This window comes from Mobilisporobacter senegalensis, from assembly GCF_003752155.1.
In the GTDB taxonomy this organism is placed as follows: domain Bacteria; phylum Bacillota; class Clostridia; order Lachnospirales; family Lachnospiraceae; genus Mobilisporobacter; species Mobilisporobacter senegalensis.
This window is the reverse complement of sequence record NZ_RJVG01000001.1, coordinates 511495-531202: the sequence shown is the minus strand read 5'-3', so window position 1 is coordinate 531202 and position 19708 is coordinate 511495. Positions and strand designations below refer to the sequence as shown.

General features: G+C 35.6%; 19 protein-coding genes and 1 other annotated feature. Of the genes, 14 read left to right on the top strand and 5 right to left on the bottom strand.

Annotation, left to right across the window (positions count from 1 at the left end; genetic code table 11):
• Window positions 1-122: 122 nt before the first annotated feature.
• Window positions 123-815, bottom strand: a complete 693-nt coding sequence (locus EDD66_RS02400; RefSeq protein WP_243115279.1) for a phosphatase PAP2 family protein — start codon at window positions 813-815, stop codon at window positions 123-125.
• Window positions 816-1218: 403 nt separating this feature from the next.
• Here EDD66_RS02400 and EDD66_RS02395 point away from each other — a divergent pair, with 403 nt between their 5' ends.
• The 3 genes from EDD66_RS02395 to EDD66_RS02385 all read left to right on the top strand — a co-directional run bounded on the left by EDD66_RS02395 (window position 1219) and on the right by EDD66_RS02385 (window position 3737).
• Complete coding sequence (locus EDD66_RS02395) at window positions 1219-2001, top strand: transporter substrate-binding domain-containing protein (RefSeq protein WP_123607948.1); 783 nt, start codon at window positions 1219-1221, stop codon at window positions 1999-2001.
• A gap of 292 nt (window positions 2002-2293) precedes the next feature.
• Complete coding sequence (locus EDD66_RS02390) at window positions 2294-3028, top strand: amino acid ABC transporter permease (protein ID WP_123607947.1); 735 nt, start codon at window positions 2294-2296, stop codon at window positions 3026-3028.
• Window positions 3015-3737, top strand: coding sequence for an amino acid ABC transporter ATP-binding protein (locus EDD66_RS02385; RefSeq protein ID WP_123607946.1), 723 nt, complete (start codon window positions 3015-3017; stop codon window positions 3735-3737). Before EDD66_RS02390 ends, EDD66_RS02385 begins: the two co-directional genes overlap by 14 nt.
• An 82-nt stretch (window positions 3738-3819) precedes the next feature.
• On the opposite strand, the gene EDD66_RS02380 is transcribed toward EDD66_RS02385, so the two are convergent.
• Window positions 3820-4542: a TraX family protein gene (locus EDD66_RS02380; RefSeq protein WP_123607945.1), complete on the bottom strand. Its 723-nt coding sequence runs from the start codon at window positions 4540-4542 to the stop codon at window positions 3820-3822.
• A 208-nt stretch (window positions 4543-4750) separates the two neighbouring features.
• Here EDD66_RS02380 and EDD66_RS02375 point away from each other — a divergent pair, with 208 nt between their 5' ends.
• Together EDD66_RS02375 and EDD66_RS02370 are read left to right on the top strand one after the other, a co-directional pair.
• Window positions 4751-6235 carry an FAD-dependent oxidoreductase gene (locus tag EDD66_RS02375; RefSeq protein WP_123607944.1) on the top strand — a complete coding sequence of 495 codons (1485 nt, stop codon included), beginning with the start codon at window positions 4751-4753 and terminating at the stop codon, window positions 6233-6235.
• Between the two features lie 204 nt (window positions 6236-6439).
• Window positions 6440-7876 carry an NCS2 family permease gene (locus EDD66_RS02370; protein ID WP_123607943.1) on the top strand — a complete coding sequence of 479 codons (1437 nt, stop codon included), beginning with the start codon at window positions 6440-6442 and terminating at the stop codon, window positions 7874-7876.
• 137 nt (window positions 7877-8013) lie between these two features.
• On the opposite strand, the gene EDD66_RS02365 is transcribed toward EDD66_RS02370, so the two are convergent.
• Both EDD66_RS02365 and EDD66_RS02360 read right to left on the bottom strand, forming a co-directional pair.
• Window positions 8014-8568, bottom strand: coding sequence for a chromate transporter (locus tag EDD66_RS02365; protein ID WP_123607942.1), 555 nt, complete (start codon window positions 8566-8568; stop codon window positions 8014-8016).
• Window positions 8565-9107 carry a chromate transporter gene (locus tag EDD66_RS02360; RefSeq protein ID WP_123607941.1) on the bottom strand — a complete coding sequence of 181 codons (543 nt, stop codon included), beginning with the start codon at window positions 9105-9107 and terminating at the stop codon, window positions 8565-8567. Before EDD66_RS02360 ends, EDD66_RS02365 begins: the two co-directional genes overlap by 4 nt.
• Before the next feature lie 105 nt (window positions 9108-9212).
• Here EDD66_RS02360 and EDD66_RS02355 point away from each other — a divergent pair, with 105 nt between their 5' ends.
• The 9 genes from EDD66_RS02355 to EDD66_RS02315 all read left to right on the top strand — a co-directional run bounded on the left by EDD66_RS02355 (window position 9213) and on the right by EDD66_RS02315 (window position 18168).
• Window positions 9213-10106: a LysR family transcriptional regulator gene (locus EDD66_RS02355; RefSeq protein WP_123607940.1), complete on the top strand. Its 894-nt coding sequence runs from the start codon at window positions 9213-9215 to the stop codon at window positions 10104-10106.
• A 138-nt stretch (window positions 10107-10244) separates the two neighbouring features.
• Window positions 10245-10505, top strand: a binding site (T-box leader).
• Between the two features lie 486 nt (window positions 10506-10991).
• Complete coding sequence (trpE, locus tag EDD66_RS02350; protein ID WP_123607939.1) at window positions 10992-12452, top strand: anthranilate synthase component I; 1461 nt, start codon at window positions 10992-10994, stop codon at window positions 12450-12452.
• The gene (locus EDD66_RS02345) at window positions 12449-13030 is read left to right on the top strand and encodes an anthranilate synthase component II (RefSeq protein WP_123607938.1); all 582 of its coding nucleotides are present in this window, start codon (window positions 12449-12451) and stop codon (window positions 13028-13030) included. The genes trpE and EDD66_RS02345 overlap by 4 nt, the downstream gene beginning before the upstream one ends.
• Window positions 13027-14034: an anthranilate phosphoribosyltransferase gene (gene trpD / locus EDD66_RS02340; protein ID WP_123607937.1), complete on the top strand. Its 1008-nt coding sequence runs from the start codon at window positions 13027-13029 to the stop codon at window positions 14032-14034. The genes EDD66_RS02345 and trpD overlap by 4 nt, the downstream gene beginning before the upstream one ends.
• A gap of 74 nt (window positions 14035-14108) precedes the next feature.
• Window positions 14109-14906 (top strand): indole-3-glycerol phosphate synthase TrpC, encoded by a 798-nt coding sequence (gene trpC / locus EDD66_RS02335; protein WP_123607936.1) that lies wholly within the window; start codon window positions 14109-14111, stop codon window positions 14904-14906.
• Between the two features lie 25 nt (window positions 14907-14931).
• A complete protein-coding gene (locus EDD66_RS02330; protein ID WP_123607935.1) occupies window positions 14932-15549 on the top strand; it encodes a phosphoribosylanthranilate isomerase in 618 nt (205 codons plus the stop codon).
• 74 nt (window positions 15550-15623) lie between these two features.
• The gene (trpB, locus tag EDD66_RS02325; RefSeq protein WP_123607934.1) at window positions 15624-16808 is read left to right on the top strand and encodes a tryptophan synthase subunit beta; all 1185 of its coding nucleotides are present in this window, start codon (window positions 15624-15626) and stop codon (window positions 16806-16808) included.
• Window positions 16801-17571: a tryptophan synthase subunit alpha gene (trpA, locus tag EDD66_RS02320; protein ID WP_123607933.1), complete on the top strand. Its 771-nt coding sequence runs from the start codon at window positions 16801-16803 to the stop codon at window positions 17569-17571. The genes trpB and trpA overlap by 8 nt, the downstream gene beginning before the upstream one ends.
• 60 nt (window positions 17572-17631) lie before the next feature.
• Entirely contained in the window at window positions 17632-18168 is a 537-nt protein-coding gene (locus EDD66_RS02315) for a cysteine hydrolase family protein (RefSeq protein WP_123607932.1), read from the top strand.
• A gap of 502 nt (window positions 18169-18670) precedes the next feature.
• Here EDD66_RS02315 and EDD66_RS02305 read toward each other — a convergent pair.
• Window positions 18671-19672 (bottom strand): asparaginase, encoded by a 1002-nt coding sequence (locus EDD66_RS02305; RefSeq protein ID WP_123607931.1) that lies wholly within the window; start codon window positions 19670-19672, stop codon window positions 18671-18673.
• Window positions 19673-19708 lie beyond the last annotated feature (36 nt).

Sequence of the window (19708 nt, the reverse complement as noted above, 5' to 3'; positions counted from 1 at the left end):
AAATATGGAATCGCCCCAAAACTATTATGAATAATACCAAAAGAGCTATGCACTCTCTGTAATGCATAGCTCTTTTGGTATTCATAAGGCCAGAATAGGACAGCCTCTATATTTTTCTTATATTAATTTTCGAATTGATATTTATCTTCCTCGGTTGTATTGCGAAAGTGCTTACTGTAATCAGGAACATATACGATCAAATACATTATAGCTCCTAAAATAATTGCACCAAAGCCATCCATTGCAGAATGCTGTTTTAAAAATACTGTAGATAAAGATATAAGTATTGCTAATATTAAAGAAGCTGTTTTAACCAGTTTATTGTTTTTAAATCTGCTGCTGCTTGCAATGGCAATATGAGCTCCAATAGAGTTAAATACATGTATGCTGGGAAAAACATTTGTAGATGTATCCTGAATATAAAGCCTTTTTACAATATCAATAAATATATTATCCCTTGCAAAAGAAGCAGGGCGAAGATTTTGTCCATTTGGCCAGATAGTGTAAATCATCAGGCATATGGTCATTCCAATAAATAGATAAGCACAGACCTTATAAAAATCTTCTTTTGAAGTAAAAAAGAAATACAATACAGTTACTGCAATATACAAAAACCATAATAAATATGGAATGATAAAATATTCATTAAAGGGAATAATATTATCTAACCAGATGTGTATAGGAGTATAATCATGTGTTACTGATTTTTCAAGAGCAGTAAACCAAAGCATATAAGGGAAAAAATATAATAGTACAAGTCCATGCCTGTATTTGAAGAACAAATTCTTAAGTGCTTGCTGTTTTGTTGTTTTCACAGTTTTACCAACCTTTCTTATGGTATAGGAAATTTAATAAGTTCCTTAAAAGGATTGTATGCACATTGGTAGGAAATCATCCTTATAATTCCTATTTTTTACTATATCCCATTGATTATATCATATGAAATAAAGTGTGGCAACAAAGTGCCCACAAATTTAATAATACTTAAGGAAAATTTAAGGAACATGGGACTTAAGTAATAAAACTTAAGAGAAGCAATCATATTTACTAATATATGAAAAAATCTTAATCTATTTCTATAAAATGTGTATAAAAATAAATTTTTTCTCATAATAATTAAATAAAGTCTTGAATAATTTTGAAAAAGTGATACAATACAGTGCATAGATGTTATAAATATTAATAATAGTATTAACAGTTCAGGTGGAGGATATTAACATGAAAAAAAATATTAAAAAATTATTTGCAATGGTAATTATGGGAACCATGGTATTTTCATTAGCGGCATGTGGTGGAAAAAAAGATGCTAAGGATGAAGGAAAAACAGAAGAAAGCAATAAATTAATCGTCGGTACAGAGGCAGGATTCGCACCATATGAATATATGGATGGAGATCAGGTAGTTGGTATTGACATGGACATTGCAAAAGCAATCGCAGATGCAATGGGAAAAGAACTTGAAATTAAGAACATGGATTTTGATGGTGCATTAATTGCAGTACAAAATGGTAAAGTTGACTTAGTTGCAGCAGGCGTATCTATTGATCCGGAAAGAGCAAAAGTAATGGATTTCTCCAAAGAATATGTAAATTCTACAGAAGTTGTTGTTGTAAATAAAGAAAATCCAACAGTTTCTAGCATCGAGGATTTAAATGATAAGATCATTGGTGTACAGCAAGGAAATATTGCAGATTTTTGGGTATCTAATGAAGAGAATGTTAAGCCGGCAGATATAAAACGTTATACAAAATTCGCACAGGCAGCGGAAGATTTAAAAAACGGCAAGGTAGACTGTATTGTTATGGATCAATATCCGGCAGAAGAATTAGTGGCTGCCAATGATACTTTAACAGTATTAGATGGTACATTGTTTGAAGATAAGTATGCAATTGCAGTTAAGAAAGGAAATCAGGAACTTCTTGATCAAATCAATGATACAATTACAACATTAATTGAAGAAGGAAAGATTGAAGAATTCACAGCAAATCATACTGGAAAATAATCAGAGAAAAGCTGATGTATAAATATAGATAAAAAAATGTATTTAGTAAAAAACCAGAAGACAGGTATTTTGGTTCGTCTTCTGGTTTTTTAGTTGTGTTAAGAAAAAATATGAAAAAATTTTATAGAACTATTTGCTTTTTGGATAGAATAATGTTACATTTTATAAGTATTATAAGTTATAATAATAAACCAGGTAATGAAGTAATTTAAATAGAGTAGATTCTTAAAATTAATAATATTTAATTTTAAGATAATGATTAATTATAAAAATTACCGTAAAAATAATTGGGATGAAAGGAAGTGCCGGTGTGGGAGAGTTTTTAGAGTCATATTATAATGCGTTTATTCTTGATAATAGATATTTGGCCTATTTGGATGGTCTGAAGATTACACTTTTAATATCATTTTTTGCAATCATATTAGGATCTTTAATTGGTATTATCGTAGCCATTGCAAAAGTTACAGCACAAAAAAGTAAAGGGAAGAATTGGTTCACGATAGTTTGTATTAAACTGGTGAATACTATATGTAATGGATATATTAATATAATAAGAGGTACACCGGTAATGGTACAGTTACTTATTATATATAATCTTATATTTACATCCAGAAATACCAATGAAATCGTAGTAGGAGCAATCTGCTTTGGGATTAATTCAGGCGCCTATGTTGCTGAAATCGTGAGAGCAGGAATTGAATCTATTGATAAAGGACAGAATGAAGCAGGACGTTCCCTGGGTCTTAACAATATTCAAACAATGCTCTATATTATATTGCCACAGGCGATAAAGAATATCCTCCCGGCCCTTGGTAATGAATTTATCGTATTAGTGAAAGAAACATCTGTAGCAGGAGTAATTGCCGTAACAGATTTAACGAAAGCAGCACAATATATTGGTTCAAGAACATATCAACCACTTCCGCCCCTTATTATTACGGCAGTATTTTACTTAATTATCGTACTTGGTCTTACTAAGTTTTTAGGAATTTTTGAAAGGAGGATGAGACAAGGTGATAAGCACTAAAAATTTACAAAAATCATTTGGAAAACATATGGTGTTAAATGGTATTACCCAAAATATCCAAAAGGGCGAGAAAGTTGTAGTTATTGGTCCTTCAGGTTCAGGAAAATCCACCTTTTTAAGATGTCTTAACCTTCTTGAACAACCAACCGATGGTGAAATCTGGTTTGAGAATAATAATATCACAGATCCAAAATGTAATATTAATAAATTACGTCAAAAAATGGGTATGGTGTTCCAGCAATTTAACCTATTCCCCCATCTTACGGTTCAACAGAATATTACATTAGCACCAGTAAAATTAAAACTTATGACCCAGGAAGAGGCAGATCAGAAAGCAATCAAATTATTAGAGAGAATTGGCCTATCGGATAAAGCAGGGGCGTATCCACGCCAGCTTTCAGGTGGACAGCAACAGCGTATTGCGATCATTAGAGCCCTGGCAATGGATCCGGATGTAATGCTTTTTGATGAACCAACTTCTGCTTTGGATCCGGAGATGGTAGGAGAAGTCTTAGAACTGATGAAAGAACTTGCAGAAGCAGGAATGACAATGGTTGTAGTTACCCATGAGATGGGATTTGCAAAAGAAGTTGCAACCCGCGTTCTTTTTATTGATGAAGGGCAAGTAAAAGAAGAGAATAATCCAAAAGACTTTTTTGAAAATCCTAGGAATCCCAGATTAAAAGATTTTTTATCTAAGGTATTATAGAACTGATTTAGGAGAGGGCTGTTGCAAAACAGTCCTCTTTTTGTGATATTCTACAGATGCTATATTTGCAACAACCCCTTTGCTACTTAAAGATGATAAAACGAAATATATACAAAATAATTAAATGCAAAGGATAAAAGATATAGAAGCCCCATTTAATGAATAGTGATTTTTTACCTTTTTTACCATTATATAAGGCTAATAATGGGATAGCTAAAATAATCCCAAACTGGTATGCATATTGCCATCCACGTATGATACACATCGGAAGTGAAAAGAATAGCCATCCAAAGATAAGGAATGCGATCATCTGTTTTCTGAAATTCCCTCTGAAATGTCCAAACAGGACGATCCATATAACAGGAGTACAGGACCAATTTCCAAATCCGCATAGGAGGCAGCATAACAGCAATATCAGCCATTTTTGCCAGTCTTTTAATTCTTCACTTTGATTTGCGGCTAATCCAATCAGACCCATTGCAAGGCCCCACATAATTCCCGTAGTCTCATACCAGGGATGTTCAAAATAGTAAACATAGGGAAAGTGGGAAATAAGTGCAAATAAAATTAATCTGAGAATATATTTCTTTAAATTTCTTGTATGAAAATATCCCTCAGCCACAAAATAGCACATGACCGGCGCGACAATCCTACCGAGAATATGGATTAATTCTCCTTCAATACTTTTTAATGGAAATAACCACCACGAAAGATGATCTATAAACATGGCAGTAATAGCAATTAATTTTAAACCATTGGCATCTAACCCATTTTCAGCTTGTTTGAATGACGTGATTCTACTCATCTATTCTCCATTATAGTAAACATATAGTTTTAACTTATATGTACCTATGACAGTCTTTTATTGAATTATATTAATAATCTTTCCATTACATGTATCAACATAATTTAATAGGAAGGTTTTTCAATAAATTGGACCTTATTATTTTAAACACGGTATTGGTTGAATGAATTAGACTGGAAAGGTGATACTATTTAATGAGGTGATATGTATGAAGTCAGTATGGAGCGATGAAGTTTCATTTGAAAAAAAAGAAAGTCTGGAACAGGATATTAAAGTGGATACAGTCGTAATAGGAGCTGGTATTGCAGGCATATTAACAGGATACCTATTACAAGAACAAGGAATTGAAGTAATTATAATAGAAGGTAATCAAATTGCAAGTGGTGTTACTAAGAATACAACTGCTAAGATAACATCCCAGCATGATTTGATTTATCATAAATTAATCGATCAGATTGGAGTAGATCAGGCGACTTGGTATGCTTTTGCCAATCAAAAAGCAATTGAAACATATAAAGAAATTATCTCTAAGGAAAATATAGATTGTGAATTTGAGGAAAAGTCTTCCTATATTTATTCCAGAGAAAATCAGGAGATCATTGAACAAGAGGTTGAGGCAGCCAGCAGGGTCGGAATCCTGGCGGATTTTGTTGCAGGATTACAACTGCCATTTGATACGAAGGCAGCCATTCGTTTTAATGGACAAGCTCAATTTAATCCTTTGAAATTCTTACTGCCTTTATCAAAGAAGCTTACCATCTATGAAAATACTTTAGCCGTACATGTAGAAAAAAATACCGTCTATACCAGTAAGGCTAAAATAGTGGCAAAACATATTATTGTCGCCACACATTACCCATTTATTAATATACCGGGATACTATTTTATGAGAATGCATCAAGAGCGTTCTTATGTGATTGCCTTGGAATGTGGAGAGGGAGATCCGGAAAAGTTAGTATTTGATAGTATGAGGGAAGAGTGGAATCTGGATGGGATGTATCTGGATGCAGATAAGGATGGTTATTCTTTTCGCACTTATAAGAACCTTTTATTATTAGGGGGATCTGGTCATAGAACAGGTGAAAATCACATAGGGGGCTGTTATGAAAGACTAAGAGAAAAAGCAAGGGAGTGGTATCCTAATGCAAGAGAAAGATATCATTGGTCTGCCCAGGATTGTATGACCCTGGATAGTATTCCTTATATTGGCTTGTATAGTTCCTCTACCCCTAATATGTATGTTGCTACCGGTTTTAAAAAATGGGGCATGACGAGTTCTATGGTATCTGCAATGATAATAAGAGACAGAATTTGTGGAAATGAAAACGACTATATGGAAGTATTCTCGCCTCAAAGGTTTCATTTAAGCGCCTCGGCTACGAATCTTATGAAGGATGGAGCCAAATCAGTAGCCGGACTTACAAAGGGCATGCTAAAGATTCCAAAGGAGAAACTAGAAGAATTACCATCTGGCCATGGAGGAATTGTGGAATATGAAGGAGAGAAATATGGTGTGTATAAGGATGAGGAGGGAGAGTGCTTTTTTGTTTCTGCTAAATGTGCTCATCTTGGCTGTCAATTGGAATGGAATCCAGATGAATTAACCTGGGATTGTCCATGCCATGGATCCAGATATGATATTAGAGGTAAGGTAATATCCAATCCTGCTATAAATGATATAGGAATAGAATAACTATAAGATTATTTAAATAAATAAGTATATTTAATAACATAAAAAAGATTAATAAGTTATATTAATAAATAAAATTAATAATAATAATGTATAATTCCTTAAAATTTTATTAAATTTTATTGATGATAATAAGAAAAATAGTTATAATCAATAAAGTAATTAGAAGATTTTCTCTAAAAAATATTTTATAAAAGGAGTTTTACCATGGATAAGTTTTTTAAACTCAAGGAAAATGGAACTAAAGTATCTACGGAAGTGATGGCAGGTATTACAACATTCTTTGCAATGGCGTATATCATTTTTGTAAATCCATCAATGTTATCTCTAGCAGGTACTGCTGAAAATCCAATGCCAACTGGAGCAGTATTCTTAGCAACAATCATAGCATCAGCAATAGGAACACTTGTTATGGGACTTGTTGCGAATGTACCATATGCACAAGCACCGGGTATGGGACTTAACGCATTTTTCACTTTCACAGTATGTTCTGTTCTTGGATTTACATGGCAACAAGCATTAGCTATGGTGTTCATCTGTGGTTTGATTAATGTATTCATCACTGTTACTAAAATTCGTAAACTTATCATTAAAGCGATTCCAGAAAGTTTACAAAATGCTATCGGTGGCGGTATTGGTGTATTCATTGCATATATTGGTATCAAAAATGCAGGGTTCATTAATTTTACATCTGATCCTGGAGCTTATGTACAATTTGGGGAAGGCGGTACTGTTGTGGCTAATAGCAGTGCAGTTCCAGCACTTGTAGATTTTAATACTCCAGCAGTTTTATTAGCTCTTATTGGACTTGTTATTACAGTGGTTCTTTTAGTACTTAATGTAAAAGGTGCTATTATCCTGGGTATTATTGTAACAACACTTATTGGTATTCCACTGAAAGTAGTTGATTTATCAGCAATTGGAGCAACATCCAGTTTAGGAGATTCCTTTGCTCAATTAAAAGATACTTTCCTTGTGGCTCTGGGTGAAAAAGGTATGATTTCTTTATTTAGTGATAGCGCAAAGATTCCTTTAGTTTTAATGACAATCTTTGCATTCAGTTTATCAGATACATTTGATACAATCGGCACATTTATTGGTACAGGCCGTCGTACTGGTATCTTCTCAGAAGAGGATCAAAGAGCATTAGAAGAAGGTGCCGGATTTAAGTCTAAGATGGACAAAGCATTATTTGCAGATGCTATTGCAACATCTATTGGTGCATTATTTGGTACTTCTAATACAACTACATATGTTGAAAGTGCAGCAGGTATCGCAGCAGGTGGACGTACTGGTTTAACAGCAGTTGTTACAGCAATTATGTTTATCTTAAGCATGTTCCTGGCTCCTGTTGTAGGAATCGTTCCTGCACAGGCAACAGCTCCTGCCTTAATCGTAGTGGGTATTATGATGTTAGCTTCATTTGCTGACGTAAAATGGACTGAGTTTGACGTGGCTGTTCCTGCATTCTTTGCAGCAATCTTTATGGCTTTATGCTATAGCATTTCTTATGGTATTGCAGCAGGGTTTATCTTCTATTGTATCGTAAAGGTTACAAAAGGAAAGGCAAACGAAGTGCATCCAATCCTTTGGGTGGCATCAGGATTATTTATTCTGAACTTTGTTATTTTAGCATTTATTTAATAAATCAAAAGAATTCCTTATAAAAAATTAGTATTCTATGAATATACAAATGACCATGGCATTATTTTGCTGTGGTCATTTTTTTATGAATCATCCTGACTTGTAGATTTTTGGTCTTAAATAAGTAATTACTCAAATCAAATAAAATAAGCTATCCAGCCAACGATCCCAGCAAGTAATGTGAGTACGATCGGACTGATTTCATAACGAGTATGCAACACAAATGCAGCAGCCATCATCATGAATGAAAGCCAATCAAAATTAATGTGCTGCCAATCAAAAAGATGGGAGATGTTAAATGTAGTTGCTAACATAATGGATAGCGCTACTCCAAATATAAGACCGACCGATGCTGCTTTGACACTTGTTAAGGCTGCATTTAAATATCTGCTGCTGTTTATTTTTTCTTCATATCGCATAAATAGAGGAACAAATATCAGTGATGGAACACTAACTGCAAACGTAGCAACCAAGGCGCCTAAAAAGCCACCATATAGCTGTCCCACATATGTTGCAGAGTTAATAGCAATGGGCCCCGGAATCAAGACATCTAAGGCATTCAAATCAGCAAATTCATCAATTGTCATACCAAATTTAGCTGCTTCTTCAAAAATTAATGACAGCATCGCATAACCGCCGCCAAATCCCCAAAATCCTATTTTTAGAAATGTTAACATTATTTTTACTATCATTTTCTATCCTTTCTGATGTGAACAATACAAACGCCAATAAGTGCTGACAATAAGATTAATATTGGTGCTCCAATAAGATTAAGTGCAGTAAAAGCAAAACAGAAAAAAGAAAGAAGGATATTAATTTTAGTTTTTAAGTTGTATTTTGCAATCGTATATGCTGCTGCGAATAAAAAAGATGCAGAAGTAGCTCGGACAGCCACCAGTGCACTCAGTATTGGCCCTTGTTGAGGAATCAGTTGATAGAGCAGGGATGCAATGGACATCAGGATATATGCTGGCAAAATTGCACCAATTCCAGCAAAAATCATTCCGATTGTACCATTGATTTTCTTTCCCACAAAGCAAGCGTTTGTGAGTGCAATAACTCCCGGAAATGTTTGGGATAGTGTTGTGTATTCGTATAGGCTTTCCTTGTCAATTAAGCCGTATTTATTACATAATTCTCTCTCAATAACGGGCAGCATAGCCATACCACCTGAAAATGTGAATGCCCCAGCCAATAAATAAACCCTAAGTAATAACAAGTTCTTTTTCATAGAAGACCTCCTAAAGTGTTTATCTATATAATATCAGCTCTTTCACTTGATTAAAAATATATATATGGCAAGCTATACATAACTAAAAAGTTATGGGGTGAAAGAATGAATATAAGACAATTAGAAATATTTTTAACAGTATGTGAAACCATGTCTATTACGGAAGCCGCTAAGCAATTATATGTATCTCAACCTGCAATTTCAAAAACAATTGGTGAACTTGAAACCAGTATTGGAATTTTATTCTTTGATAGAATCAATGGAAAATTGTATCTTAATGAAGAAGGAAAGGCATTTCGAATGAAAGCAAAACAGTTAATGAGGGACTTTGATGATTTGGAAAACTTTAATAAGTATGGTGGTGAAGAAGTGCCTTTAAAAATAGGAGTCAGTCTCACCATAGCAATGAATTCATTACCATATGCAATAGAACAATTCAAAATTAATTATCCCAGAACTCCGTTAAAAATATATGCAGAAAATGTTCAGCAAGTTCAGCGAAGACTGCTAAATGGAGAAATAGATGTTGCCTTTACCGAAGGATTTGAATCAAATCAAGGCTTTAATACAGAGTTACTTTCAGAGTACTCTCTCTTTTTAGTGTGTTCTTCAAATAATGAGTTTGTAAAGAAAGAAAAGATCAATCGTGAGGATTTGTTGAAACTTCCGTTTTTATTGAGAGAAAAAGGGAGCACATTAAGAGATTGTTTTGATGGATTGGCACATGAACTTAAGGTAGATATTTCTCCTGTATTAGAGAGCATTAATACAGAAGTCCTTATTAGAGCGGCAAAAGCGGGCATGGGAATAACTGTACTTCCAGAACCCTTAGCGATACCATATTTAAATGATGGTTTTTTTGTACGTCTTCATATTGAAGGTCATGAAATGTCCACCGTCAACTATGCGGTAATGCTAAAAGGAAAGACAAAGAACAAAAGACATATTGATATTATTGATTGCTTTAAGAAAGCTGAGAGACAGTATGTAAATATTTAATTAATATACTATTTTTCAATCTTATCTAATTTATCATGTTTTAGTAAATCTTATATTAGAAATTCTAATTAAAAGAACAAGGAAATTATGTAAATATTGTATTGACAAAAACACTTTAACAGAGTATAGTAGTAAAAAATAAAACCGATGAGCAAGAGAAGTAAGAGAAATTAGGTGTATCCAGAGAACCGCTAATGGTGAGAATGCGGTAGCATAGATTTTTCTGAATGGACTTGTGAGGGCAGCCCAAAACCATAAGATTTTTATGTAGTGGAAGTAGGCGCTGACGGGAACCCTGTCCGTTACCAGTAGGGTGCATATGATGGTATGCAAAATGAGTGGGCGTAATATACGTCAATTTGGGTGGTACCGCAGAAGTTTGAAGCTTTTGTCCCTGTTTTAGCAGGGGCAGGAGCTTTTTTTTCGTGATGGCAACGAGCCGAGCAGCAGGATGATCAAACTGAACACCATGTTTACATGGAAGTTCAGGTTTGATCATCCTGGTAGTGGGCGACTGCCCACGAACTTTAGAAAACGAAGTTTTCTAAAGTCTGCCCGGCTCGAAGAAAGAACGTTGAAGACCAATCGAACACCATGTTTACATGGAAGTTCAGGTTTGATCATCCTGGTAGTGGGCGACTGCCCACGAACTTTAGAAAACTTCGTTTTCTAAAGTCTGGTCGGCTCGATGAAAGAACGTTGAAGACCAATCGAACACCATGTTTACATGAAAGTTCAAGTTTGATCATCCGGATAGTGGGCGAGAGCCCACGAACTTTAGAAAACGAAGTTTTCTAAAGTCTGCCCGGCTCTAATCTACCCAAACTCAAAAATATAAGAAAGGAGTTTTTCATCCCATCTTTAGATGAAAATAAGGTGATAAATATGATAACACCAAACTGTAATGAAATAGAAAACTATGCAGCAGAGTATAGAATTATACCAATCTGCAAGGAAATCTATGCTGATATTATTACACCGATTTCACTTTTACGTAAAATCTCTCAGGTCAGCAAAAAATATTATCTGCTTGAAAGCATTGAAGGTGGCAAAACATGGGGAAGATATTCTTTCCTTGGATTTAATCCAATTGTTCATGTTACTTGTAAGAAAGGTGAGATTACCATCATGGATGGTGAGAAGAAAACTCTTCATTCTGACGGACCATTTAATGTATTAAGAGAAATATTAGCAGAGTATAAGGCGCCAAAGATAGAAGGAATGCCTCCTTTTACAGGAGGATTTGTAGGGTACTTCGCTTATGAAATGATTGAATATGCAGAAAGTAAGCTTAAGCTTCGAAGGAATGAGTTTCATGATTTTGATTTAATGCTATTCGATAAAGTCATTGCTTATGACCATTTGAAGCAAAAAATTAACATTATCGTGAATATGAAAACAGATAAAGTAATGGAGAATTACGGCAAAGCAGTGGCAGATATTGAAGCAATTATAAGGCTTATTAATGAACCTGCTTTTCCTTCCAAAATTCATACAATAAGCAACCCCAAGTTTAAGTGTGATGTAACGAAAGAAGAATATTGCTCCATGGTAGAGAAGACGAAGAAGTATATAAAGAATGGTGACATCTTTCAAGGAGTTATTTCAAGAAGATTTGAAACAGAGTATTCAGATAGTTTATTAAATGCGTACAGAGTACTTCGAACGACTAATCCGTCACCATATATGGTATTTATAGAAAATGAGGAGATGCAGCTTATTAGTACATCCCCGGAAACATTAGTAAAACTAAAGGATGGTAATTTATCAACATTTCCAATTGCAGGCTCCAGACCAAGAGGAGAGACAATAGAAGAAGATAATGCACTGGAAAAGGAACTTCTACTAGATGAGAAGGAACTCTCGGAACATAATATGCTGGTGGATTTGGCCAGAAATGATTTGGGGAAAATATCGAAGATTTGCAGTGTAAGAGTTACAGAATATAAAAAAGTGCAAAAGTACTCTAAGATTATGCACATAACTTCAATTGTGGAGGGAAGTATAAAGCCGGATAAAGATGCTCTTGATGGAATTGAATCGATTCTTCCAGCCGGAACATTATCAGGTGCACCCAAAATAAGAGCATGCGAAATTATAGGAGAGCTTGAAAAGAATCCAAGAGGAATCTATGGAGGTGCAATTGGATATATTGACTTCTCAGGGAATATGGATACATGTATTGCAATTCGAATGGCAGTTAAAAAGGACAATAAAGTTTATGTGCAGGCAGGGGCCGGAATTGTCGCAGATAGTATTCCGGTCAGAGAATATGAAGAATCCGGGAACAAAGCCAAGGCAATTATAGAGGCAATTGAACGAGCAAGTGAGGTGGATGATCAATGATACTATTAATTGATAATTATGATAGTTTTACTTATAATCTGATGCAGCTTGCCAGCAGTATCATAGATGACATTAAAGTAATCCGTAATGACGAGATGAGTGCTGATGAGATTGTAAAATTGAATCCATCCCACATTATAATTTCTCCAGGACCAGGATATCCGAGGGATGCAGGTGTATGTGAAGAAATGATTCATAAAATGAAAGGAATGATTCCCATACTGGGAGTGTGCCTGGGACATCAGGCGATCAGTGAAACATTTGGAGCAGAGATTGGTTTAGCAAAACAGTTAATGCATGGGAAACAAAGTACCATTCATATAGCAAATGGGAGCCGTATCTTCAAGGGGCTGGCACCTATGATAGAGGCAGCCAGATACCATTCTTTAATTGTGAAGAGGGAAACCTTGCCAGATGAGTTATTGGTCATAGCAGAAGATGAGAGTGGAGAAGTAATGGCAATCAAACATAGGGATTATGAAATCTATGGATTGCAATTCCATCCGGAATCTATTTTAACTCCACAGGGTGAGCTGATTATGAAGAATTTTTTGAGTATAGGGGGTAATACAGTATGATTCAAGAAGCAATCTATAAATTAATGAATAGAGAAGATTTAACATTGGGTTTAGCAGAAGCGGTGATGGATGAAATTATGGGTGGAGAAGCAACCAATGCACAGATATCTTCCTTCATAACGGCCATGAGAATGAAAGGAGAAAGTATTGATGAGATTACTGCCTGCGCTCTTAGTATGAGAAAACATGGTACAAAACTAAATCCTGATATGGATGTCTTAGAAATTGTTGGAACTGGCGGGGATGAAGCATTTACATTTAATATTTCCACCATATCTTCTTTCGTAATTTCGGCAGCGGGTATTCCAGTGGCAAAGCACGGTAATCGTAGCGTTTCCAGTAAATGTGGAAGTGCAGATGTGCTAGAGGCATTAGGTGTGAACATTGATATCCCTGTAGAAAAAAGTGAAAAAATATTAAAAGAGACCGGGTTATGTTTCATGTTTGCCCCAAGATACCATTCTTCTATGAAATACGCTGCACCAGTAAGAAAAGAATTAGGTGTGAGAACAATCTTTAATATACTGGGACCTTTAGCCAGTCCAGCCAGAGCAAACCTTCAATTACTTGGAGTATATGATGAAAATCTGGTAGAGCCCCTTGCTAAAGTATTAGCAAATTTAGGTGTAAAAAGAGCCATGGTGGTACATGGGCATGATGGTCTGGATGAAGTTACATTAACAGCCTCATCTACTGTCTGCGAAGTGAATAATGGAAACCTGAATAGTTTCTTCTTAGATCCACGGCAGTTAGGTTTTGAATATTGTGAACCGGAAGATTTAGTAGGAGGAGATCCTAAAGAAAATGCTGAGATTGCAAGGAGAATCCTAAATGGTGAGAAAGGCCCAAAGAGAGATATTGTAGTGCTCAATTCTGCTGTCTGCCTGTATATGACTTATAATGATATTACTTTAAGAGAATGTGTAAAAATGGCAGCAGATATGATTGACAGTGGGAAGGCAATGGAACAGTTAAATCAATTCATTAAATTATCCAATGAGTAACTGATGATTGATATTAAAATTGCCGTTTTATGAAAGGAATCTGTGAAGAAAAGATTTAAGAAAGGAGGATCTATATGATCCTTAATACCATTGCTTCTTCCAGCAAAAAGCGTGTGGAAGAAGCAAAAAAGAAAGTGTCTTTGGAAGAATTAAAGAGAAGGATATATGATGGAGATAAGGTGAGGAGATTTCATAACAGAGAAGATTTTGCTTTTGAAAAAGCTCTGAAAAGCAGGGATATATCATTTATCTGCGAAGTGAAAAAGGCATCTCCTTCAAAAGGGATAATTGCAAAAGATTTCCCATATATAGCTATAGCAAAAGATTATGAGGACGCAGGTGCTTCAGCAATATCTGTATTAACGGAACCGGAATATTTTCAAGGAAGCAATATTTATCTGGAAGAGATAAGTAAAGAAGTAAATATTCCTGTACTTCGGAAAGATTTTACTGTAAACGAATATCAGATTTATGAAGCTAAAATAATGGGGGCAGATGCGGTTTTATTAATTTGTACTCTTCTGGATGAAGAAATAATTGAAAGATACCTTAAGATTTGTGACGAACTTAAATTATCCGCTATTGTAGAGGCCCATACGAGGGAAGAAGTCCTGCTGGCATTAAAATCTGGTGCAAGAATCATAGGTGTGAACAATCGTAACCTTGCAACTTTTGAAGTCGATATTCATAACTGTATTCATCTTCGAAAATTAGTACCGGAAGACATTCTTTTTATTGCAGAAAGTGGAATTCAGACAGCAGAAGATATCAAAGAATTAAAATCAGACAAAATAGATGCTGTTCTAATCGGCGAAACTCTTATGAGAAGTGGGAATAAAAAAGAGATGTTAAGGTATCTAAGAGGACGTTAACATCTGATCAGATGAGGATAAGAAAGTGGCAAAAATAAAAATATGCGGTTTAACAAGAACCAAAGATATCATGGCGGTAAATGAAGCATCACCTGATTATATTGGATTTGTATTTGCGAAAAGCAAAAGACAGGTAAATTATGATACAGCAAAAGAGTTAAAATCCTATTTGGATCCCAAAATAAAGTCTGTTGGTGTTTTTGTAAATGAAGATATAGACAATATTGCAACTCTATGTAACGAAAAGATTATTGATTTAGTCCAGTTGCATGGGGATGAAACGAAAGAGTATATAGAGAGGTTAAAAATGAAGATATCCTGCCAGATTATTAAGGCGGTCAGGGTAAAAGAATCCCAAGATATCTTTAAGATCCATCAAATGCCATGTGATTACATTCTTCTGGATGCATATCATGAAGATCAGTATGGCGGAAATGGAATTAGTTTTGACTGGAGCTTAATCTCAATCAGGAACAAGCCATTTTTCTTAGCAGGAGGAATTCATTATGGAAATATACAAAAAGCCATAAAGGAAACGAACCCATACTGTATAGATATAAGCAGTGGTGTGGAAACAGATGGATTGAAAGATCCTGAGAAAATAAAAGAGATTGTTGACTTAGTAAGGATAAGTGCTTATTAAAATATATAAGAAAAACTGGGATAATATTAATTAGAATAAGACAAAGTAAATTCTTTAAGGAGAGTGACAGGAGTATGTTAAAAGGAAGATTTGGAGTACATGGCGGGCAGTATATTCCAGAAACTTTAATGAATGCAGTAATTGAAGTGGAAGAGGCTTATAATCATTATAAGGACGATGAAGATTTCTGTAAGGAATTACAAGAATTGTATAGGAATTATGCCGGAAGACCATCATTATTATATTATGCAAAGAAGATGACGGAAAATCTTGGTGGGGCAAAGATTTATCTAAAAAGAGAAGATTTAAATCATACAGGTTCCCATAAGATCAACAATGTATTAGGACAGATGCTGCTTGCCAAAAAGATGGGTAAAACAAGAGTAATCGCAGAAACAGGAGCAGGTCAGCATGGAGTTGCGACGGCTACAGTTGCAGCACTTATGGGAATGGAATGTGAAATTTTTATGGGAAAAGAAGATACAGACCGGCAGGCCTTGAATGTATTTCGAATGGAACTGCTTGGAGCTAAAGTTCATCCTGTTACCAGTGGAACGAAGACCCTAAAAGATGCTGTCAATGAAACATTAAAAGAATGGACTGCCCGTGTGGAGGATACCTATTATGTATTGGGCTCTGTTATGGGACCTCATCCGTTTCCAACAATTGTACGTGATTTTCAGAGTATTATTGGGAAAGAAGTTAAGAAACAGATAGTAGAATCAGAAGGAAGACTTCCAGATGCCCTGATTGCTTGTGTAGGAGGCGGGAGCAATGCAATGGGACTATTCTATGATTTTATTGATGATAAAGATGTAGATTTAATCGGCTGTGAGGCAGCGGGCCATGGCCTGGATACGGATAAAAATGCAGCTACCATTGCCAATGGAAGTATTGGAATCTTTCATGGTATGAAGTCGTATTTCTGTCAGGATGAATACGGTCAGATTGCACCTGTATATTCCATTTCTGCAGGTCTGGATTATCCTGGAATTGGACCGGAGCATGGGAATCTTCATGATACAGGCAGAGCAAGGTATGTTTCAATCACTGATAAAGAAGCGGTAGAAGCATTTGAATATCTATCAAGAACGGAAGGAATCATACCTGCCATTGAAAGTTCTCATGCGGTTGCATATGCAATGAAGCTGGCACCAACTATGGATAAGGATAAGATTCTTGTCATAAATTTATCTGGCAGAGGAGATAAAGATGTAGCGGCAATTGCTCGTTTAAAGGGGGTCAGAATTCATGAGTAGAATAGAAAAAGTGTTTGAAAAAGGGAAGGCGTTCATACCATTTGTTACGGCAGGAGATCCCTCTCTTAAAGTAACGGAAGAACTTATTATTAAAATGGCGAAAGCCGGGGCTGATATTATAGAAATAGGAATTCCTTTTTCTGATCCGGTAGCGGAAGGGGATGTAATTGCCCAGGCAGATGAACGGGCATTAAAGGCTGGAACTACGACAGATAAGATCTTTAAGATGGTCGAGGGAGTACGTGAAAAGACATATGTTCCTTTGGCATTTATGACATATGCCAATCCAATCTATACTTATGGTTCTGAGAAATTTATTAAAAATTGCTTCCGTTATGGAATTGATGCAATTATCGTTCCGGATCTTCCTTTTGAAGAAAAAGATGAGATAAAACCATACTGTGATAAATACGACATAGATTTAATTTCTTTAATTGCCCCCACTTCCAGAGAGAGGATTAAGATGATTGCAAAGGAGGCAGAAGGATTTGTGTACTGCGTCTCATCTATGGGAGTAACAGGTGTCAGGAAAGAGATTACAACTGATATTAGTGAAATGGTTAAATTAGTGAAAGAAGAAAAAAACATTCCATGTGCAATTGGATTTGGTATCTCAACTCCAGCACAGGCAAAAGAGATGGCCAGGTATGCCGATGGAGTTATTGTAGGCAGTGCCATTGTCAGAATGGTAGGAGAATATGGTGCAGGTTGTGTTGAACCAGTATATGAGTATGTGAAAAAGATGAAAGAGGCAATTATTTAGGATTGACATTAAATTTATATTTGGTTATATTTAACATAAAGTGATAGAGGAGTGGAATCAATGAATAGACTTTTAGTTGTAGTAGATATGCAGAATGACTTTATCAATGGGGCCTTAGGGACGAAAGAAGCAGAACTGATTGTAGGAAACGTAGTGAATAAAATTAAAGAATACCAAAGAAATGGAGATTCTATTATATTTACCCAGGATACTCATTTTGATAATTATCTTGAAACAAATGAAGGTAAAAAACTTCCGGTGAAACATTGTATTAAAAACACAGATGGCTGGGAAATCAGCAAAGAGATACAAAAAATCTGTAATTTAAAAGATCACAAAGTTTATGAAAAAGTCACCTTTGGATCAAGTGAATTAGCAAAAGATCTGGCAGATGGTGTATATAATGAATATTCAGAGATAGAACTAATTGGAATCTGTACGGATATCTGTGTTATTTCAAATACTTTATTAATGAAAACATTTCTTCCGGAGAAATTGATAACGGTTGATGCAGCATGCTGCGCCGGAATAACTCCACAAAGCCACAAACAGGCCTTAGAAGTTATGAAAATGTGTCATATAGATGTGATGGAATAATGTAAATAATAACAGGTAATAATGAAGCTTTGGCGGAATGTCTGGCCAGCGAGTTTCAGGCAAAACATATTAAAGTATCCGTACAGAAGCCCGTCACAATGGGGTCTATCGTTCTGGATATACTTTTTTCGCGGATGCCTAAGGTTCAGCCCGCCCCAGATGTTCTTCAGCAATGTGATCTAGTACTTTTTCTGGGGCCTGTTTGGATGGGCCAAGTGGCATCTCCGCTCCGGACGTACTTAAACGATTTAAAACAAAATCCCAAGTCGTATGGCTTTTTATCCATAAGTGGCGGGGCCGATGGCGGAAATCTGAAACTGTCAAACGAGCTTCTGCGAAGAACAGGAAGGCAGCCCTCCATACTGATAGACCAGCATATTGCGGACTTGATTTCTCCGAGTGGTTCAACTACACGTAAGGAGACTTCCGCTTACCGGATCAATGAAGAGGATCTAAAGCGATTGACTAAGGTTGCAGTAGAAAGGATTAAACAATCCCCGCTTTATTCCGGAAGATTCACTTCTCCTGACAGGCTTTTCTGAAAATACATCCTGATTTCTTCCGGATTTTCTGTTTGCCCCAGAACCCACATAAGCTTTGTGACGGAGGCCTCCGTAGTCATGTCATAGCTTTGCAAAGCCCCTTGCTGTAATATTTTTTGCCCGGTCTGATATATGGATAGATTGCTTCCATCATAGATACATTGGCTTCCTACTAAGATTGTCATACCATTTTTTATGGCATTGCCAATAGATTCTGCTAAATCTCTTCGATAAAAAGGCAATCCACCGATACCAAAAGCTTCAATGAAAACTCCTTTATACCCCATTTGATGAAGCACCTGAAATATATCAGGATCTATTCCTGGAATCAATTTAAGCAAGAATACTTTCGTATTTAATTCTCTTTTAAATTTAAGGGGATCCTTTGGAGGAATAATGGTATACCTGGCCAGGTCCAAACCGTTGGAATTTACCACACCCACATAAGGGCTGTTAATACTTTCAAATGCATCAAAACTAATGGTACGCACTTTGGAAGCACGACATCCAAGGATTACCTTACGGTTAAAAGCTATAAATATACCAGGTACATTACTGGCTGCCATATTAAGAGCCAGACGGCAATTCTCTTCCGCATCTGCAATTGGATTTAAGATAGATAATTGACTTCCAGTAAGAACAACGGGTTTTGATATATTTTGAAGCATGTAAGACAGGGCAGAAGAGGTGTATGCCATAGTATCCGTTCCGTGTATTATAATGATACCATCGAAATTATCCAGATTTTTATAAATTGTATCACCTAGAATCTGCCATTCTTCAGGTTGAATATTGGAACTGTCCAAAGAAAATAAATCTACGGTTTCAATATCAAACTCCTTTGCCATTCCTTCAATTCTTGAAAATATATAATTACTATCCAATACAGGAACTAATCCTTCCCTGCCGTGGGAAGAAGCCAGTGTTCCTCCGGTTGTAATAATGAGAATTCTCTTTTTCATAATGATTCCTTCTTTGACTTTTAGTAAAAAAGTATG